Here is a 19,398-nt window from a genome sequence, read left to right on the forward strand (position 1 = left end):
GATGCTATAAATGATATAGTGGTTATAGCTATCTTCTTTTTTATTATGAAATCGTATTAAGCGATTACCCGTTTGCGCACTCCGGATGGTCTGTTATGAAATTACAACAGCTTCGTTATATCGTTGAGGTGGTGAATCACAATCTCAATGTCTCTTCAACGGCGGAAGGACTTTATACCTCTCAGCCGGGTATCAGTAAGCAAGTCCGCATGCTGGAAGATGAACTGGGTATACAAATTTTTGCCCGCAGCGGCAAGCATCTTACTCAGGTCACCCCAGCAGGGCAGGAAATCATCCGTATTGCGCGTGAGGTGTTGTCCAAAGTCGACGCGATCAAATCGGTGGCAGGGGAACACACGTGGCCGGATAAAGGGTCATTGTATGTTGCGACCACGCATACGCAGGCGCGTTATGCGTTGCCTGGCGTGATAAAAGGTTTTATTGAGCGCTATCCGCGGGTGTCATTGCATATGCACCAGGGGTCGCCGACACAAATTGCCGAGGCCGTTTCTAAAGGCAATGCGGACTTTGCGATTGCCACCGAAGCGCTGCATTTGTATGACGATCTCGTGATGTTGCCCTGCTATCACTGGAACCGCTCGATTGTGGTGACCCCTGATCATCCGCTGGCGGCCAGGCAGTCGGTGAGCATTGAAGAACTGGCGCAATATCCATTAGTGACCTATACCTTTGGTTTTACTGGTCGCTCTGAACTGGATACCGCCTTTAATCGCGCCGGTTTAACGCCGCGTATTGTTTTCACCGCCACCGACGCAGACGTTATCAAAACTTATGTAAGGCTGGGGCTTGGCGTGGGTGTGATTGCCAGTATGGCCGTCGATCCGGTATCGGATCCTGACCTCGTGAAACTGGATGCGCACGAGATTTTCAGTCATAGCACGACCAAAATTGGCTTCCGCCGTAGTACGTTCCTGCGCAGCTATATGTATGATTTTATTCAACGCTTTGCGCCACATTTAACGCGGGATGTTGTCGATACTGCTGTTGCATTGCGTTCTAACGAAGATATAGAAGCAATGTTTAAAGATATTAAGTTGCCACAGAAATAATGACGAAGGGTATCTTCGGCATTCAAAAGACATGCTTAACTCTGCCCAAAGTTAAATTAGAATTATCATCATCTAATTTCTCAATCACCCGCAAGGGTGATTGAGCTCACAATGCTAAGTCCGCACTGTCGCTAATTTGTGACAAAAATAGAAACTAAATTGCAGGTCTGCAAATTTCTCACTTCAATTATTTATTTCGGGTCAAAAGATTAAATCTTTCTTTGGAAATGGTGAGTAAATTCACTGGATTTTCGGCTAAAGTTCTTTTAGGATTTGTCTCAACCCATGATTAATTCTACCGATTGTTGGTGTTCAAAATGATAAGTGATGTCGATTGTACGAGGTTAGCAATGCCATCAGGAAGTGAAGAGCCGCAAAGGGACCCTGAGCTGAAGCGTAAAGCCTGGCTGGCGGTATTTCTTGGCTCTGCCGCATTTTGGGCAGTCGTTGCGTTATTGATCTGGAAATTCTGGGGTTAAAATGGCAATAGCAGGCCGATTCGAACCAGTGAAACATGTATGTCAACTTCATGACACGCCTACAAAAGCGAAAAAGAAACCTGTGACCGCTATTCCTGCTTCATGGAAACTGTCGCCGCAGCAACAAGCTTTTATAGATGCCTTTGCAGAAGATACGACCAGGAAACAATAAAAATATCATCAGAATAAACAGGGAGAATTATCTCTTTATTCTATGAATGATCTTTTGTACTCATTGATTAATACACAGCATAAATGAATTGAGTAGCAACTCAGTTTTAATGAATAGATTTTCTGGTAATAGCTTCATGCATAATGGTTACGGAATGAAATATTGGTCGTGGATGGGAGCATTTTTTGTTTCTGTCCTTTTCTGGGGGGAGCTCGTTTGGATGTTCCTCCAGTAATGAAGTAATCTCCTGAAAAACCTCGCATCTGCGAGGTTTTTTTATTTCTGCCCCCGCGGTTCGCTTTTGCCGTATGTAGCAATTTGGGTTGTTATCAAAACGTTACGATAAGTTTGTGTTATCTTTAATTACAGACCCTGAAGACTATCAGGGCTTCGCAATCCCTGTGATTAAGGAGGAGCATATGTCGTCGACCCTACGCGAAGCCAGTAAGGATACATTGCAGGCAGAGAATAAAACCTGGCGTTACTACAGCCTGCCGCTGGCCGCAAAGGAACTTGGGGATATCTCGCGATTACCCAAGTCACTCAAAGTGTTACTCGAGAACCTCCTGCGCTGGCAGGATGATGATTCCGTCACGGAAGAAGATATTCGCGCGCTGGCTGGATGGTTGAAAACGGCCCATGCTGACCGTGAAATTGCCTACCGGCCGGCAAGGGTATTAATGCAGGATTTTACCGGTGTGCCCGCCGTTGTGGATTTAGCAGCCATGCGTGAAGCGGTAAAACGCCTGGGGGGCGATACGGCGAAAGTGAACCCGCTTTCACCCGTCGATTTAGTGATTGACCATTCCGTCACTGTTGACCATTTCGGGGACGACGAAGCATTTGAAGAAAACGTGCGTCTTGAAATGGAACGTAATCATGAACGCTATGTTTTTCTGCGCTGGGGTCAGCAGGCATTCAGCCGTTTCAGTGTGGTGCCGCCCGGCACTGGCATCTGTCACCAGGTGAATCTCGAGTATCTCGGCAAAGCCGTGTGGAGCGAATTACAGGATAAAGAGTGGGTCGCTTACCCGGATACACTGGTTGGCACCGATTCACATACCACCATGATCAATGGTCTCGGTGTGCTGGGCTGGGGCGTGGGCGGCATTGAAGCGGAAGCGGCGATGCTTGGTCAACCTGTTTCGATGCTGATTCCGGATGTTGTGGGCTTCAAGCTGAACGGCAAATTACGGGAAGGTATTACCGCAACAGACCTGGTACTTACCGTGACACAGATGCTGCGTAAGCATGGCGTCGTCGGTAAGTTTGTTGAATTTTATGGTGATGGTCTGGACGCGTTACCGCTTGCGGATCGGGCAACTATCGCCAATATGGCACCGGAATATGGCGCAACCTGCGGCTTTTTCCCCATCGACGGTGTGACGCTGGAATATATGCGACTCAGTGGGCGCAGCGAAGAGCAGGTTGCGCTGGTTGAGGCCTATGCAAAAGCGCAAGGGATGTGGCGCAATCCAGGGGATGAGCCGGTTTTCACCAGCACACTAGAACTGAATATGCAGGATGTTGAGGCAAGCCTGGCCGGGCCCAAACGCCCGCAGGATCGCGTTGCACTCAGTGATGTTCCTAAAGCCTTTGCTGCCAGCTCCGAACTGGAACTGAACACCGCGCAAAAAGATCGTAAACCGGTTGATTATGTCCTGAATGGGCATCAATACCAGCTGCCAGATGGCGCGGTCGTCATTGCCGCCATAACCTCGTGCACCAACACTTCAAACCCCAGCGTACTGATGGCGGCCGGTTTACTGGCAAAAAAAGCGGTAACCCTCGGATTGAAACGTCAGCCGTGGGTAAAAGCATCGCTGGCACCGGGATCGAAAGTCGTCTCTGACTATCTCGCGCAGGCGCGTTTAACACCGTATCTTGATGAACTTGGTTTTAACCTTGTTGGCTACGGGTGCACCACCTGTATCGGTAATTCCGGTCCGCTGCCGGAGCCGATTGAACAGGCTATACGTCAGGGAGATCTTACGGTAGGTGCGGTACTTTCCGGTAACCGTAATTTCGAAGGGCGCATTCATCCACTGGTCAAAACCAACTGGCTGGCATCGCCGCCATTAGTGGTGGCGTATGCACTGGCCGGTAATATGAATATTAATCTGGCCACCGATCCATTGGGGCACGACCGCAAAGGCGATCCGGTCTATCTGAAAGATATCTGGCCATCCAGCCTGGAGATTGCACGGGCGGTTGAACAGGTTTCGACAGAAATGTTTCGCAAGGAGTATGCGGAAGTCTTTGAAGGTACGCCGGAGTGGAAGGCGATTGAGGTTGAACGCTCGGACACCTATGGCTGGCAGAGTGATTCGACGTATATTCGTCTCTCGCCCTTTTTTGATGATATGGGGGCACAACCTGAACCGGTGAAAGACATACATGGCGCGCGGATCCTCGCCATGCTGGGCGATTCGGTGACCACCGATCATATTTCGCCGGCAGGCAGTATTAAAGCGGATAGCCCGGCGGGGCGTTACCTGCAAAGCCATGGTGTGGAGCGGCGTGACTTTAACTCCTATGGCTCACGGCGCGGCAATCATGAAGTGATGATGCGCGGTACGTTCGCGAATATTCGTATTCGTAATGAAATGGTGCCGGGTGTGGAAGGAGGGATGACACGCTACCTGCCAGGGAGCGAGGTTATGTCGATTTATGACGCCGCAATGCGCTACCAGCAAGCGGGAACACCGCTGGCGGTCATCGCCGGGAAAGAGTATGGCTCGGGCTCCAGCCGTGACTGGGCGGCAAAAGGGCCGCGCCTGCTGGGTGTCCGGGTAGTGATCGCCGAATCGTTCGAACGTATCCACCGTTCGAACCTGATTGGTATGGGGATCCTACCCCTGGAGTTTCCGCAGGGGGTGACACGTAAAACGCTGGGGTTAACCGGTGAGGAGAAACTCGATATCGTTGATCTGACGGATATTCAGCCCGGCGGTACCTTACCTGTGACAGTGACGCGGGCGGATGGCTCACAAGAGGTGTTGCAGTGCCGTTGCCGTATTGATACGTCAACCGAACTGACGTACTACCGTAACGATGGGATCCTGCATTACGTGATACGTAACATGTTGCACTGAATAAAAAGGCCTGCAATTGCAGGCCTTTTTTTGCGCTGTTTGTTACAGATTACTTCAGCAGGTGGCCCATTTTCTCGGCTTTGGTGTCGAGGTAATGCGCGTTTTTGGGGTTACGTCCAACGATCAACGGCACGCGCTCAACAATATTGATTCCTGCTTCAGTAAGGATTTCCACTTTGCGCGGGTTATTGGTCAACAAACGCACTTCATCAACCCCCAAAAGTTTGAACATATCAGCACACAGGGTGAAGTCTCGCTCGTCGGCAGCAAAACCAAGCTGATGGTTCGCTTCTACGGTATCGTAGCCCTGATCCTGTAACGCATAGGCGCGGATTTTATTGAGCAGGCCAATGTTTCGACCCTCCTGACGATGATAGAGCAACACGCCGCGGCCCTCTTCGGCAATATGGTTCAATGCTGCTTCAAGCTGGAAACCACAATCGCAACGTAAACTGAAAAGCGCGTCTCCCGTCAGACACTCCGAATGCACACGCGCGAGAACGGGCAGCTGCCCTGAAATATCACCAAAGACAAGGGCAACGTGATCCTGCCCGGTTGCCAGTTCTTCAAAACCCACCATCAGGAAGTCGCCCCAGGGGGTAGGCAGTTTGGCTTCTGCCACTCGTTTAAGCTGCATGTGAATCTCCGGATTATATTGGCGCACTGCGCACCTGTAGCCTGTTGGCCTTCTGTATAAACGTATTTTGCCACAATGCCTGCATTATCGCCTACTTGTGACCAACATATTGCGCCTTAAGCGCACGAATACGTTGGTTCCTGCGGGAATGCCATTTTTCAGTTATGATTGTGACACTTACATGAAAGGAGAAGACATGCTGTCAATTGCAAAACGAACAACGGCGGGGGCGGCGATGTTACTGATTATGCCGCTGGCAGTGTGGATCTCCGGCTGGAACTGGGAACCGGGTCAATCAACCGTGTGGTTGCATTTTCTGTTCTGGCTCACTGAAACGGTCACTCAGCCTTGGGGGATAATCACTCATGCGGCGCTCTGCGCGTGGTTTCTCTGGTGCCTTCGTTTTCGCCTGAAGCCTGCGCTAATGCTGTTTGCCATTCTCGGCTGCGCAATCTTGTTGGGGCAGGGAGTGAAATCTTTCGTCAAGGAGCGTGTCCAGGAACCGCGGCCTTTTGTCATGTGGCTGGAAAAAACAGATCATATTCAGGCGGAGGAGTTCTACGCGTTAAAGCGCAAGGCCAGAGGTGACTGGGTGAAAAGCCAGCTCTCCAGCCAGCATGATATTCCGACATTTTTACGCAAACATTGGCAAAAAGAGACCGGTTTTGCCTTTCCGTCCGGGCATACCATGTTTGCGGCGAGTTGGGCCTTGTTGGGTGTTGGGCTGTTATGGCCGCGCAGACGCACCTGGACCATCGCGATTTTACTGGTGTGGGCAACAGGCGTAATGGGGAGCCGTTTACTCCTGGGGATGCACTGGCCGCGTGATTTAGTGGTGGCGACACTGATCTCCTGGCTACTGGTGACGGTGGCAACCTGGCTGGCGCAGCGCCTCTGTGGGCCGTTAACACCGCCGGTTGATGAGGTGCAGGAAATCGTCGAGCGGGACCAGGAACCTTGATTTTCGTAGGTTACCCCCCAAATCAGAATTTAACGTCATGCATTACCATTTCGCGCCGGGCGCTAAAATGGTAGTTTATAGGGCTGGTTAGTCGCAGTTGCCCATATATTCATCGCTCGGAAGCACATAACGGGATGTAATGTGAAATATTTACTCATTTTCTTACTGGTGTTAGCCATTTTTGTCGTCTCGATTACGCTGGGTGCGCAAAACGATCAGCAAGTGACGTTCAACTATTTGCTCGCCCAGGGCGAATACCGCATCTCTACGCTGCTGGCTGTACTGTTTGCGGCTGGGTTCGCGATCGGCTGGCTGATTTGCGGCCTGTTCTGGTTGCGCGTTCGCGTTTCTCTGGCGCGCGCTGAGCGTAAAATCAAACGTCTTGAGCACCAGCTTACCCCTGCGACAGATGTCCCGGTTGCTACCGGCGCACCGGCAGTGAAGGAATAATATTCTATGCTGGAGTTGTTGTTTCTGCTGTTACCTGTCGCCGCTGCCTATGGCTGGTATATGGGGCGCAGAAATGCTCAACAGACAAAGCAGGATGAGGCGAACCGGCTGTCACGTGAATACGTCGCCGGGGTTAACCTTTTACTGAGCAACCAACAGGACAAAGCGGTCGACCTGTTCCTTGATATGCTGAAAGAGGACACCGGTACCGTTGAAGCGCATCTCACCCTGGGGAATTTATTCCGTTCGCGTGGCGAAGTCGATCGCGCTATCCGTATCCATCAGACGCTGATGGAAAGCGCATCATTATCCTATGACCAGCGTTTGCTGGCGGTGCAACAGCTTGGACGCGATTATATGGCGGCCGGGATGTACGATCGTGCCGAAGATATGTTTAACCAACTGGTGGATGAAACCGATTTTCGCATTAGCGCGTTGCAGCAGCTATTGCAGATTTATCAGGCGACCAGCGAATGGCAGAAGGCCATCGATGTTGCTGAGCGTCTGGTAAAACTGGGGAAAGACAAACAACGCACAGAAATTGCCCATTTTTACTGCGAATTAGCGCTGCAGCAAATGGGCAATGACGATATGGACAGAGCAATGGCGTTGCTGAAAAAAGGCGCCGCCGCCGATCGCGATAGCCCGCGTGTTTCCATCATGATGGGGCGGGTATTTATGGCCAGCGGGGATTACGCTAAAGCGGCCGACAACCTGTTGCGCGTCATTGATCAGGATAAAGAACTGGTCAGTGAAACGCTGGACATGTTGCAAACTTGCTACCAGCAGTTGGGTAAAAATGATGAGTGGGCGGCGTTTTTGCAGCGGTGTGTGGAAGAGAACACCGGGGCAACTGCCGAACTGATGCTGGCAGAGATTAAGGAACGACGAGAAGGTCCGGATGCGGCGCAGCTGTATGTCACGCATCAGCTTCAGCGTCATCCAACGATGCGCGTCTTCCATAAGCTAATGGATTACCACCTGAATGAGGCAGAAGAAGGGCGCGCGAAAGAGAGCCTGGCCGTGCTGCGTGAGATGGTTGGTGAGCAGATTCGCAGTAAACCGCGTTATCGTTGCCATAAATGCGGTTTTACCGCTTTTACCATGTACTGGCATTGTCCATCCTGCCGAGCCTGGTCGACGGTGAAACCGATTCGTGGCCTTGACGGGCAGTAATTTTTTAAAAGCCTGGACTTTAGTTACAACATACTTATTTATTAGGTTCTAAGAATGAGGCAGCAGTGCCATTACATTGTCTGTCAGGACGAAAATGGCCGCTGTTATTTGCCACCCTGCACAGGTAGAATGCTCGCCGTTTATTCATTTTGCGCCTGAGCGGGTGCCCTCATTTGAGAAGGTCTGATCATGACGTCTACTGCTTTCCCGACTTCCCGTGCTGTTACCGCTTCGCCGGTTGTGGTGGCTCTCGATTATGATAACCGTGACAAAGCCCTGGCGTTTGTCGACCGTATCGACCCTCGCGACTGCCGACTGAAAGTAGGCAAAGAGATGTTCACGCTGTTTGGGCCGCAACTGGTTCGCGAGTTGCAGCAGCGTGGTTTCGATATCTTCCTCGACCTGAAATTCCACGATATTCCTAACACCACAGCGCATGCAGTGAAAGCGGCCGCCGATCTGGGTGTATGGATGGTGAATGTTCATGCGTCTGGCGGCGCGCGCATGATGACCGCAGCAAAAGAAGCCTTGTTATCATTTGGCAAAGAGGCCCCGCTACTGATTGCGGTGACGGTATTAACCAGTATGGAAGCCAGTGACTTACAGGATCTTGGCATTCAGGCGACTCCAGCAGAACATGCTGAACGGCTGGCAAAACTCACCCAGCAATGTGGTCTGGATGGGGTGGTATGTTCCGCGCAGGAAGCGGTGCGCTTTAAGAGCGTGTTGGGCCATGATTTTAAACTGGTCACGCCAGGAATTCGTCCTCAGGGCAGCGAAGCTGGCGATCAGCGCCGTATTATGACGCCTGAACAGGCGTTGGCCGCAGGTGTAGACTATATGGTCATTGGTCGCCCGGTTACACAATCCACCGATCCGGCGCAAACGCTGAAAGCTATCAATATCGCTTTAGGTAAGGGGGCATAATGCACGATGACAATAGCCGTCTGGTGTACTCGACAGAAACCGGGCGTATTGATGAGCCTAAGACGCAACCTGCTCGTCCAAAAGGGGATGGCATTGTGCGTATTCAACGCCAAACCAGCGGACGCAAAGGTAAAGGTGTCTGCCTGATTACCGGCATTGATGAAGATGATGAATCGCTGGTTAAATTGGCGGCAGAGTTAAAGAAAAAATGCGGGTGTGGCGGGGCAGTGAAAGATGGCGTGATCGAGATCCAGGGTGACAAACGCGATTTGCTGAAGTCATTACTGGAGGCCAAAGGAATGAAAGTCAAACTTGCTGGTGGATAAAACAGAAAAGCCGTGGCAATACACCACGGCTTTATGTTTTACACTGTGTAAAACTCAGACCTGAAAAGAAAGTATCGTTATTTTGCTGTAGTCGCCGTCTCGCTCACCAATTACTTACCAACCTGGTGGCCGATGATCCCACCGACAGCCGCGCCGCCCAGCGTACCGAGCGTACTACCATCAGTCAGCACCGCACCGCCAAGCGCACCCGCACCCGCACCGATGGCGGTATTACGATCGCGTTTAGACCAGTGACCACAGGCGCTCAGGGACATTGCCAGGGTAACTGCCAGTACTGCAGCGGCCATTTTTTTGCTTGTTAACATCATCATACTTTCTCCTGAATAATCGATTCACGGAAAGATGTTCTCTTTTAGTATAGCCATTGAGGGCCGCCTGAAAGCCATTCCGTGAAACCTTGCTGCGCAGGCGTAATACAATCACGTGAGTGATAGTCACTTCCTGTTATATCGCTAATATTAATTTTACGCCGCGGCTCGTTACAGGACAGGTAAATAGTCTTAATCACCCGGTCGGAATACTCTCAGATAAGAGGGGGTTAGCCCGCTTTCACGGGCTGGGGAACTTAGCGGTTCGCGCCAGGTCCGACGATATCGACAATCAGACCCGCTTGCTGAAGTTGGAGATGGGTTTCTGAGGCCAGATTACTGTCGGTGATCACCCGCTGGAAGCGCGCAATCGGACCGAGGGTGTAAGGGTGTACTGCGCCGAACTTCGAACTGTCGGTGAGGACAATAGCATCGCTGCCTTTTTCCAGCACAGCGTTAACGACATCAGTACGCATCATATCTCGCCCGGTAAACCCGGTTTCCGGTTGCCAGCCATCAATACCGATAAACGCCTTGCTGAAATGCACTTGTTGAATGTACTGACGCGTCAGTGGGCCCACCATACTTTCGCTTTTTTTCTGGTAGATGCCACCGAGCAGAATCACCTCAGAAAGTGAATCTTTCAGCAAATGCGCAATATAACTGCTGACCGTGATAATCGTGATATCTCGCTGCTCGCCAAGTTTACGCGCCAGTAGGGCATTGCTGCTGCCATTCTCAATAAACACCGTTTCGCCCGGACTAACCAGTGAGGCAGCGAAGTCCGCCAGATCGCGTTTTACGGTGTAATTATTCATCATGCGCGTTTCAACGTCGTCGCTGTCGAGCGGTACAGCAAAACCATGCATACGGCGCAGATAGCTCTGTTTTTCCAGTGTGTTCAGATCCTGGCGAATAGTGACTTCAGAGACACCGGTCATGCGCGCAAGATCCGCAACGCTTATCCGGCCTTTATCGATGACGGTCTGTAATATGAGTTGTTGTCGGGAATTCATAGCCACAAATTTCTGATTGTTCGTCGGGATGATGAAATCGCCATGACGGGTGTCGCTTCCCGGCTACCGCGTGATGGCGAAAGGAAGAAATTCAAATTTCCCAGGGCGTCTTAGGTGCACCGGAAGAAGACGTTTTGTCATTGTTGTCGGGATCTAATAATTCCGCTTTCAGAATTTCCAGGTTGCGAATGGCGGATTGATAATCCCCGGCAACCAGAATATCCAGCACGGTATCGATCCGGCTGGCAAGTTGCTTCACATCGATGTCTGCCATACCTTCACCTCAAAATCGAAAAATGAATAAATTCAATGATGCAGAAAACAGTGTAAAAAGAGAAGGGTAAAAAGCGAAATCTCAAAAACTTATAAGCACTCATTATATATTCAGTATGTGATACGCAGTCACCTTCGGGGGTGGATTAGGCTTGCTGTGCGCGCAATGCGCTATTTTCCTACCGGAGGGTAAAGCAATGACGATTATCAACCACGCTACGTGCAAACTGTTTACCGATGATGAACGCTTTACGCAACTTTCTGGCTTTTACGAGGAGGAACGCCGCACAGTCTGGATGATGTTGCGCGCCCGACCACGACCCTGTTTTAACCACGCTTTAATTGAAGAGATCATGAATATCTCGTGGCTGGTCAGGCAGGCGGGGTTCAGCGTCGATTTTTGGGTAACCGGCTCGCTGGTCCCCGGTATGTACAATACCGGTGGCGATTTACAATTCTTTATTGAGTGCATCAAAAACGGTCGCCGTGAAGCGCTAAGAGCCTATGCCCGGGCCTGCGTAGACTGTGTACACGCCGCGTCACGCGGTTTTGACACCGGCGCTGTGACGTTGGCCATGGTAGAAGGCAGCGCCCTTGGTGGCGGTTTTGAAGCGGCGTTAGCGCATCATTTTGTTCTGGCACAACGTGATGCACGCCTTGGCTTTCCGGAAATCGCGTTTAACCTGTTTCCGGGCATGGGCGGTTACTCGTTGGTGGCCCGGCGTTCGGGAATGAAACTGGCGGAGGAACTGATCTACAAAGGCGAGTCGCATACAGCTGAATGGTATGCGTCCCAGGGACTGGTGGATCTCGCCTTTGACGCCGGGCAGGGCTTTATCGCTACGCGGACTTTCATCGATACACTAGTGCCGCGCCTTAATGGCGTTCGGGCGATGCTCCGGGCCCGCCAGCGAGTTTTGCAACTGCCGCGCAGTGAATTAATGGACATCACAGAAGACTGGGTGGATGCCGCTTTTTGCGTACAGCCTAAAGACATTGCGTATATGGAACGACTGGTACAGTTGCAGAACCGACATGTCTCAACCAGTTTCAGTAAAGCCAGTTAGGGCGCTTTTCGTGCCAGATAGCGCTTAAGCCAGCGCTCGAATGCGGCAGCGGGCATAGGCCTGGCAAATAAAAACCCCTGCCGCTCGTTGACGCCGTTCTTGGTCAGAAAGGCGTCTTCTTTTGCACTCTCCACACCTTCAGCAATCACCTGCAAATTAAGTGCTTGCGCCACAGCGACAATCGCCCGCACCAGCGACTGGGATACAGACTGTTTATGAATATCACGCACAAACGATTGATCGAGTTTGATGGCATCAAGCGGAAAACGCGCCAGTTGCGACAGAGACGAATAACCTGTACCAAAATCGTCGAGATGAATCTGTGCTCCCAGTTCACTGAACTGGTTAATTACCGATAGAGCAAGTTCCTCATTCTCAATCAGGCAGCTCTCCGTTAGCTCTACATCTATAGGGCAATAATCAAAGTGAACATCCTTCAGCGCCTGCTTAAGGTCGCTAAAAATCGACTGATCGGCCAACTGGCGCGCGGAAACATTCACCGCCACGCGCAAATGAATGCCTTTGTCTCGCCATTCCGCCACCTGACGCACAACGTCAAGCATTACCCAGCGTCCTAATGGCACAATCAAACCAGACTCTTCGGCATACGCGATAAAGTCGAGCGGCGGGATCAGCCCGCGTTCGGGAGATTGCCAACGCACCAGTGCTTCCAGACTGCGTATTTCACCGCGCCAGGTTATTTTCGGCTGATAGTGTATAACCAATTGATTTTTTTCGAGTGCTTTGCGCAGATTGGTATCGAGCCAGAGATATTCAAATACACGCTGGTTCATTTCTGGCGAGAAGACGCAGAATTTACCGCGCCCGTTCTCCTTGGCGGTATACATGGCCGTGTCGGCATTACGAATCACGCTTTCGCGATCGTTACCGTGCTGCGGGGCAAGTGAAATCCCCAGCGAACAGCCGCTATAAATTTCAATTAAGCCAATGCGGAAGGGCTGGCGTAGACGTGTCAGGATCCGCGAAGCCATGGCTTCCAGAGCACTCTGGGAGGTGTCGGTCGCCAGTACGATAAATTCATCGCCGCCAAGCCGTGCCAGCACTTGCCCTTCATCAAGGCAGCTTAAAATTGCCAACGCCACGGCCTGCAACAGCTGATCGCCGAACATATGGCCATAGGCATCGTTCACTTTTTTAAAGTTGTCCAAATCCAGGTAGACGATGCCAATTTGCGTATCGCCACGATGGGCAATGGCATCGCTGATGCGTTCTTGAATGGCGTTGCGATTGGGTAAACCAGTGACGGTATCAGTATTGGCCAGGAGGCGTAAGCGCTCCTGGGCATGGCGCTCTTCCGTAATATCGGTGCCGGAGCAGATAAGAAATATTTCGTTCTTACCGCTACCGCTATGGACGAATTTATTGCGGAACAGGAAGAGGCGCTGACCTTTGCGGGTTTTGATCCAGCGCTCGACTTCGTAGGGGGCACCATTATGAAAAAAACCTGCAATATTACGTTTCGAGGCGGCCGCTTCACTGCGACTCATGAATAATTTAAAGACGTTTTGCCCAATCACCTCTTGCTCTTTCATGCCGGTGTATTCTTCGCTGAGGCGATTAAAACGCTGAATGTTGCCGCGACGATCAAGGATCACAATCACCGAATTGGCTTCAGAGACCACTTGCTCAGCAAAAGAGAGCCCCTGTACCAGGTCACGGGCGACGGATTGGGTGTCATGCCACGCGGAGGCACTGCCTGCCCACGCCTTACGGCTAATTTTGCGTCCAACAAGATGTACCGACACGGCTTCGCCATACAAGACAATATTCAGGGTCAGGCTGGATGTGATCACTGTCATTTCGCGGATCTGCCCGGCCTGAGCGTCACTTAATGTCACCACGAAGCTGGCATCGGACCCTTCGTCCGGAGAAAAGTGCAGGGCATTGCTATCGGCAGTCAATCGCCAGAACGGGCTGTTAGATCCCAGATAACGAAACAGCAAATTTTCTTCCTGTTCGTCTTTCATGCTCTCTCCCAATCCACGTGAAAGCGCAACCGGTACTTATGTAGCGATAGAAAACCACCTGTTAAAGAAGGGGGATAACCAGGCATGAACGCGTTGTTTCTTTTTATGATGCACCGCTAAACGAGCCTGTCAGTCAACCTGACTGAGGAGCATTAATCGCTTAATTACGCAGTAAACGCACAGTGGCCTGTGTTGTTATTGTGGTCGTTTTTTTCAGATTTGTGTGAGGGGGGAGAAAAAAATGCGTGGCGTATCGCAATCAAAAAAGCGCCTTCCGGCTCAGGAAGGCGCTCTATAACGATGCTGTTACATGGCAGGGCGGGCGATCACGCTGCGGGTTTCCATCCGGACTTCCGCAATGGTGACATCAATAACATCGGTCACTTTGAATACGGTTTCGCCTTTAATTTGCACGGTGCCGCTTTCCTGACTGCATACCAGTTCATCACGTACGGCATGAATAAACGGTGCAGGAATAAACGCGACTGCGCCATTATCCACCAGACGAACACGCATGCCGCCGCGGCTGACATCGATAATTTCCGCAGAGAACCGGGTATCAGTACCGGCTTTGTCCTGCAGGAAGCGAGCATACAGCCAGTCACCGACATCACGCTCCGCCATGCGGTTAAGACGGCGGCGTTCAGCCATCTGCACGGTTGTGTCATCCTGCGGACGTTTTGGCGTTTCACCTTTAATAATGGCTTTCAGCAGACGATGGTTGACCATGTCACCATACTTACGAATCGGTGAGGTCCAGGTCGCGTAGGCTTCCAGTCCCAGACCGAAGTGCGGGCCTGGTTCGATGCTGATCTCAGCAAAAGACTGGAAGCGACGAATACGACTATCAAGGAAGCCCGACGGCTGTGCATCCAGTTCGCGACGCAGTTTACAGAAACCGTCCAGCGTCAGCACCTCTTCCGCATCAACGTGCATGCCGTGCGTTTTCAGCATGGCGGCCAGTTGTTCACTGTTAGCCGGGTCAAAGCCCATATGCACGTTGTAAATACCGAAGCCCAGCTTGTCGCGTAATACCTGTGCGGCACAGATGTTGGCGGCGATCATTGACTCTTCAACAATACGGTTAGCTACGCGGCGCGGTTCTGCCACGATATCCAGCACTTCACCTTTTTCGCCAAGGACAAAACGGTAGTCCGGGCGATCTTTAAACACCAGCGCGTGCGCATGGCGCCACTCAGCACGGAGCTGGCTTACGCGGTGCAACAAGCGGATTTGCGCAGCAATGGCGTCGCTTGGCGGCTGCCATTCTCCGCTGTTTTCCAGCCAGTCGGAGACATCATCGTAGGCCAGTTTGGCCTTTGATTCGATGGTTGCGGCAAAAAACTCAATATTGCTGTCGATGGCGCCTTCGCTATCCAGTGTCATACGGCACACCAGTGCCGGGCGAACTTCATTCGCGCGCAGGGAGCAGAGATCGTCGGACAGTTCGCGCGGCAGCATCGGGATATTAAAGCCCGGCAGGTAGTTGGTGAAGGCACGAATTTTAGCCGCATCATCCAGTTTGCTGCCTTCAGCAATCCAGGCTGTCGGGTCGGCGATGGCAACCGTCAGTTGCAGTTTCCCGTCGCGCGTTTCTTCAACGTACAGCGCATCATCCATATCTTCGGTGCTGGCGCTGTCGATAGTGACGAAATCCAGCGCGGTAAGATCCACGCGCTCCAGACCGTCATCCAGCATTTCGGTAGCCACGCCGTTTGGCGCTTCTTTTTCCAGATTGTGGCGTGCGAGTGTCACCCACCACGGTACAAAATGATCTTCTGCGAAGGTAATAAACTGCGTCAGCTCAGCGTAAAAACCGCGATCGCCCTTCAACGGATGGCGACGCATCTCGGCGACAGCCCAGTCGCCTTCTTTAAAATCGTGCTCAACGCCACGGGCCGCGCGGCAAGGAATCGCGTCTTTCAGCAACGGATGGTCAGGCACGATAGAAAGCCGGTCGTCTTTCTTCTGCACTTTGCCGACAAAACGGGTAAGGAACGGTTCAACCAGTTCTTCTGGCTCTGCACTTTCGCGCTCTTTTTCACTGTGGATGACGGCAATGATCCGATCGCCATGCATCACTTTCTTCATTTGCGGCGGCGGAATGAAATAACTTTTTTGCGCATCGACTTCCAGAAAGCCAAAGCCTTTTTCTGTGCCTTTGACGACGCCTTCCGCACGCGGTGTCTGTGAATGAAGTTGCTGTTTTAGCTGCGCAAGCAGCGGATTGTCCTGGAGCATAGTTATGTAGTTTCGTGGCCAAAAGAGCGGCTGACAGTTTTACGCGATTCTGCCTGTCGCAGCAAGCGCTCTTTCAGCAAAACTCTGCGGGTATAAGGGCAAGCTTACGCCACTGCTCCGCACGCGCCGCGCGTTTTACACCGTCTGACCGAGCGCGATTTTCAGGCGATTTAACCAGGCACAGAGGGCGCACTCCGCCAGCAAGCTGACAACCGCGCGGCGGCTAAGATCCTGCTCAGTTAACAACGAAAATGATAACGGACTAAACCTGTCTGGCGCGCAGGTCAGCAACTGAACGGCTTGTATCAACGCGCTTTCTTGTGCATTGCTGGCGAATACGCGCTGCAATTCTCGTCCACCTTCACGCAGCACTAATTCCCGTTGTGCTCCGTCTTTCCTGCGACGTAGCTGCTCGGCAAAACAGTGCTCGCTGCCATTAATCCGGGCAGTATAAAGCGCCGCCAATGCCGCGAGTTGCACGTCGGGTCTCTGCTGCGCCACCTGGTCTGCTATCGCGCCCAGCTCGTTAAGGATCAGGTGTTCGTGAGCCAATACAGGTGCCAGTAACCGCAGTTCCGGTAAGGGCTGCCAGCGGGCAAGGGATTCCATTTGCGGAGCACTGGCAATACGTAATTCCACCGCGTCGATACCGGCTTGCCACATCGTTTCTGCCCTGGAAAAACGGTCTGCATCGGCTTCCTGCTGCATATCCATTCCCGGAATAAAACGCACTGGATGACCCAAGAGCGCCTGTAGCATCGCCACGATACGGGCCTGGAAGGCAATAAACCCAATAATCTGGTTAATGATCACCAAATCGTACAACGACAGTCCTACCTCTTCGAGCTGCTGGCGCGCGCGGGCGTCAATCACCGATGGCGACGCTGCAAGTTGGCGGGCGTACTGGGTTATTTGTGCCAGCCGGTAGTTACTTTCCCTTGATGAGTCCGGACCGGGTAACGGTGCAAGACGCGCAGCGTAGTGATTGCATAACCGCTGCACGCCAAATACCTGGGCTGCGGTGAGCGCGGTGCTGAGACGATCATAGGCGCTGAATGTCCGCAAGCGATTAACGGCCACCCGCTGGGGAAACAGCAAGGCATAGAGTTTGCGTGCGGGGATAACGATACTGTCGATGTCGGTTAACAGATCATCCGGCAGGGTCAGATCGAGCAGGAAAGGGTCGTTTACGGTGGCTGCTTCGGGAACCAACGGTAGCGCGTGGGCCCGGCGGGCAGTCGACTGGGTTTCATGATACCAGTGGTTTTTGCCTGAAATCCGGCGTTGTTCCATGGTCGTTCCTTGGTCTGAAAGTGGCGATCCGGATACGACGGCAGGTCTGTTGCGCCGGATCTTTTTTGCTGCTTAATCCTGGCGTAAGCGGAGAGAGGGATGAAAGATTGTTAGGTGATAATAAATATCAGAATGGCATATCGAGGGAAAACGCCCCTTCGCAGGAAGGGGCGAGGAGCATTATTTGATTTCCAGTTCGTTCATGGCAGCAATGTTGAACCCGCCATCTACGTGAACCACTTCACCGGAGATCCCGGCAGAGAGGTCAGAACACAGGAACGCAGCCGAGTTGCCCACATCTTCGATGGTCACGGTGCGACGAATCGGGGTAACGGCTTCGCAATGCGCCAGCATTTTACGGAAATCTTTGATACCGGAAGCAGCCAGCGTACGGATTGGGCCAGCGGAGATACCGTTAACGCGCACGCCTTCCGGACCCATCGCATTCGCCATATAGCGTACGTTGGCTTCCAGAGACGCTTTCGCCAGACCCATCACGTTGTAGTTCGGGATGGCGCGCTCAGCACCCAGATAGGAGAGGGTCAGCAATGCAGAACCCGGATTCAGCATCTCGCGGCACGCTTTTGCCATCGCAACGAAGCTGTAGGAGCTGATATCGTGAGCAATTTTAAAACCTTCACGGGTAACAGCATTCACATAGTCGCCATCCAGTTGATCGCCCGGCGCAAAACCGATGGAGTGGACGAAACCGTCGAACTTCGGCCAGACTTTCGCCAGGTCAGTGAACAGGGCATCGATGCTTTCGTCTTTAGCAACGTCGCACTCCAGCACAATGCTGGAACCCAGCTGGGCGGCAAACTCTTCAACGCGGCCTTTCAGCTTGTCGTTCTGGTAGGTGAAAGCCAGCTCAGCGCCTTCGCGGTGCATAGCCTGTGCGATGCCGTATGCGATGGACAGTTTGCTGGCGACGCCAGTTACCAGAATGCGCTTACCGGAAAGAAAACCCATAGCTCTAATCCTTATATTCATTGTTGTGGCGATCGTCATCGTGTTCGGACGATCGTCGTTAAAACGCGGCGATTCTATCATGAGTCGCCGGATGAGTTAATCCGACCACTGAAACTATTGAATCAACGGTCTTTTCGCCATGCATCGGCTGTTAATGCCTCACCAAAATGCCCGGCAATTAAGCGTTTTGTTAAATCATGCAACGGAGATGCAAGCACATCGGCAGTACTGCCGCGCTCAACCACTTCTCCCTGGTGCATGACAAGAACCTGATCGCTGATATGTTTCATCATGCCAATGTGCTGGGTGACGTAAATATAAGAGATACCCTGTTTTTCCTGTAATTCCAGCATCAGATTGATTAACTGCGAACGCATCGACATATCGAGTGATGCCAGCGCTTCGTCCGCAATAATGACTTTGGGGCGCAGGATCAGCGCCCGCGCCAGCCCCAGACGCTGCTTCTGTCCCGGTGCCAGCATATGCGGATAGTAGTTCACATGATCCGGCAACAGTCCGACCATGCGCAGCGTTTCGAGAATGCGCTTGCGCCGCGCATCAGGGTCGAGATCGGTGTTCAGACGCAGCGGAAAATCCAGGATTTGCGAAAGACGCTGACGCGGATTTAGCGACGTTGTCGGATCCTGAAAAATCATACGAATATGCTGGCTACGAAACGTATAATCCCCGTAATGCAACGGTTTGTCGTCAATCACCAGTTCGCCGGAACTGGGCTCTACCATCCCCGCCAGCATTTTGGCCAACGTCGATTTTCCGGAACCGTTCTCGCCAATAATCGCCAGCGTTTGCCGTTCCCGCAGCGTAAAACTCAACGGTTTCACGGCTTCTACGGTCTGGCGACGGAACCAGCCGGTACGATAACGGAACGTTTTGCTCAGGTTGCGGACTTCAAGCAAGGTTTCGACCAT

20 protein-coding genes are annotated in these 19,398 nt (G+C 52.1%); 11 read left to right on the plus strand and 9 right to left on the minus strand.

All coding sequences use genetic code 11. From position 1 onward, the window contains the following. The first annotated feature begins 95 nt into the window (after positions 1–95). The 5 genes from cysB to acnA all read left to right on the plus strand — a co-directional run bounded on the left by cysB (position 96) and on the right by acnA (position 4,816). Positions 96–1,070: an HTH-type transcriptional regulator CysB gene (cysB, locus tag GA0061071_RS10310; RefSeq protein WP_088237632.1), complete on the plus strand. Its 975-nt coding sequence runs from the start codon at positions 96–98 to the stop codon at positions 1,068–1,070. Positions 1,071–1,387: 317 nt separating this feature from the next. Then, entirely contained in the window at positions 1,388–1,549 is a 162-nt protein-coding gene (locus GA0061071_RS10315; protein WP_082794169.1) for a YmiA family putative membrane protein, read from the plus strand. Position 1,550: 1 nt separating this feature from the next. Continuing rightward, on the plus strand, positions 1,551–1,721 hold the full coding sequence (locus GA0061071_RS23455; RefSeq protein ID WP_088237631.1) for a hypothetical protein: 171 nt from the start codon (positions 1,551–1,553) through the stop codon (positions 1,719–1,721). Between the two features lie 136 nt (positions 1,722–1,857). Continuing rightward, positions 1,858–1,956 (plus strand): small membrane protein YmiC, encoded by a 99-nt coding sequence (gene ymiC, locus GA0061071_RS23705; RefSeq protein ID WP_369407360.1) that lies wholly within the window; start codon positions 1,858–1,860, stop codon positions 1,954–1,956. 184 nt (positions 1,957–2,140) lie between these two features. Then, positions 2,141–4,816, plus strand: a complete 2,676-nt coding sequence (gene acnA / locus GA0061071_RS10325) for an aconitate hydratase AcnA (RefSeq protein ID WP_088237630.1) — start codon at positions 2,141–2,143, stop codon at positions 4,814–4,816. A gap of 49 nt (positions 4,817–4,865) precedes the next feature. Here acnA and ribA read toward each other — a convergent pair whose 3' ends face one another. Further along, entirely contained in the window at positions 4,866–5,453 is a 588-nt protein-coding gene (ribA, locus tag GA0061071_RS10330) for a GTP cyclohydrolase II (RefSeq protein WP_061496194.1), read from the minus strand. A gap of 196 nt (positions 5,454–5,649) precedes the next feature. Here ribA and pgpB point away from each other — a divergent pair, with 196 nt between their 5' ends. The 5 genes from pgpB (at position 5,650) to yciH (ending at position 9,293) form a co-directional block, all read left to right on the plus strand. After that, positions 5,650–6,414 (plus strand): phosphatidylglycerophosphatase B, encoded by a 765-nt coding sequence (gene pgpB / locus GA0061071_RS10335; protein WP_061496192.1) that lies wholly within the window; start codon positions 5,650–5,652, stop codon positions 6,412–6,414. A 141-nt stretch (positions 6,415–6,555) separates the two neighbouring features. Next, the gene (locus GA0061071_RS10340; protein WP_061496190.1) at positions 6,556–6,864 is read left to right on the plus strand and encodes a LapA family protein; all 309 of its coding nucleotides are present in this window, start codon (positions 6,556–6,558) and stop codon (positions 6,862–6,864) included. Between the two features lie 6 nt (positions 6,865–6,870). Continuing rightward, entirely contained in the window at positions 6,871–8,040 is a 1,170-nt protein-coding gene (gene lapB, locus GA0061071_RS10345; protein WP_088237629.1) for a lipopolysaccharide assembly protein LapB, read from the plus strand. Between the two features lie 189 nt (positions 8,041–8,229). Further along, complete coding sequence (pyrF, locus tag GA0061071_RS10350; protein WP_061496186.1) at positions 8,230–8,967, plus strand: orotidine-5'-phosphate decarboxylase; 738 nt, start codon at positions 8,230–8,232, stop codon at positions 8,965–8,967. After that, positions 8,967–9,293, plus strand: a complete 327-nt coding sequence (yciH, locus tag GA0061071_RS10355; RefSeq protein ID WP_061496184.1) for a stress response translation initiation inhibitor YciH — start codon at positions 8,967–8,969, stop codon at positions 9,291–9,293. The genes pyrF and yciH overlap by 1 nt, the downstream gene beginning before the upstream one ends. Positions 9,294–9,403: 110 nt before the next feature. On the opposite strand, the gene osmB is transcribed toward yciH, so the two are convergent. The 3 genes from osmB to yciZ form a co-directional block, all read right to left on the minus strand. Then, the gene (gene osmB / locus GA0061071_RS10360) at positions 9,404–9,622 is read right to left on the minus strand and encodes an osmotically-inducible lipoprotein OsmB (protein ID WP_025263597.1); all 219 of its coding nucleotides are present in this window, start codon (positions 9,620–9,622) and stop codon (positions 9,404–9,406) included. 257 nt (positions 9,623–9,879) lie between these two features. Next, positions 9,880–10,638 (minus strand): DNA-binding transcriptional regulator YciT, encoded by a 759-nt coding sequence (gene yciT, locus GA0061071_RS10365; RefSeq protein ID WP_088237628.1) that lies wholly within the window; start codon positions 10,636–10,638, stop codon positions 9,880–9,882. A 91-nt stretch (positions 10,639–10,729) separates the two neighbouring features. After that, a complete protein-coding gene (yciZ, locus tag GA0061071_RS10370) occupies positions 10,730–10,912 on the minus strand; it encodes a protein YciZ/DeoL (protein ID WP_061496180.1) in 183 nt (60 codons plus the stop codon). A 196-nt stretch (positions 10,913–11,108) separates the two neighbouring features. Between yciZ and GA0061071_RS10375 the strand changes: the two genes are divergently transcribed. After that, entirely contained in the window at positions 11,109–11,978 is an 870-nt protein-coding gene (locus GA0061071_RS10375; protein ID WP_088237627.1) for a crotonase/enoyl-CoA hydratase family protein, read from the plus strand. Here GA0061071_RS10375 and pdeR read toward each other — a convergent pair. The 5 genes from pdeR to sapF form a co-directional block, all read right to left on the minus strand. Continuing rightward, positions 11,975–13,966, minus strand: a complete 1,992-nt coding sequence (pdeR, locus tag GA0061071_RS10380) for a cyclic di-GMP phosphodiesterase (protein ID WP_061496176.1) — start codon at positions 13,964–13,966, stop codon at positions 11,975–11,977. The two genes, GA0061071_RS10375 and pdeR, sit on opposite strands and share 4 nt — an antisense overlap. Before the next feature lie 306 nt (positions 13,967–14,272). Continuing rightward, positions 14,273–16,207 carry an exoribonuclease II gene (locus tag GA0061071_RS10385; protein ID WP_061496173.1) on the minus strand — a complete coding sequence of 645 codons (1,935 nt, stop codon included), beginning with the start codon at positions 16,205–16,207 and terminating at the stop codon, positions 14,273–14,275. Between the two features lie 135 nt (positions 16,208–16,342). Further along, positions 16,343–17,500 (minus strand): CMD domain-containing protein, encoded by a 1,158-nt coding sequence (locus GA0061071_RS10390; protein ID WP_061496171.1) that lies wholly within the window; start codon positions 17,498–17,500, stop codon positions 16,343–16,345. A 180-nt stretch (positions 17,501–17,680) separates the two neighbouring features. Next, the gene (gene fabI, locus GA0061071_RS10395) at positions 17,681–18,469 is read right to left on the minus strand and encodes an enoyl-ACP reductase FabI (RefSeq protein ID WP_061496169.1); all 789 of its coding nucleotides are present in this window, start codon (positions 18,467–18,469) and stop codon (positions 17,681–17,683) included. A gap of 122 nt (positions 18,470–18,591) precedes the next feature. Beyond that, entirely contained in the window at positions 18,592–19,398 is an 807-nt protein-coding gene (sapF, locus tag GA0061071_RS10400) for a putrescine export ABC transporter ATP-binding protein SapF (RefSeq protein ID WP_061496168.1), read from the minus strand.

The sequence above is a fragment of the Kosakonia oryzendophytica genome (assembly GCF_900094925.1).
Lineage (GTDB): Bacteria > Pseudomonadota > Gammaproteobacteria > Enterobacterales > Enterobacteriaceae > Kosakonia > Kosakonia oryzendophytica.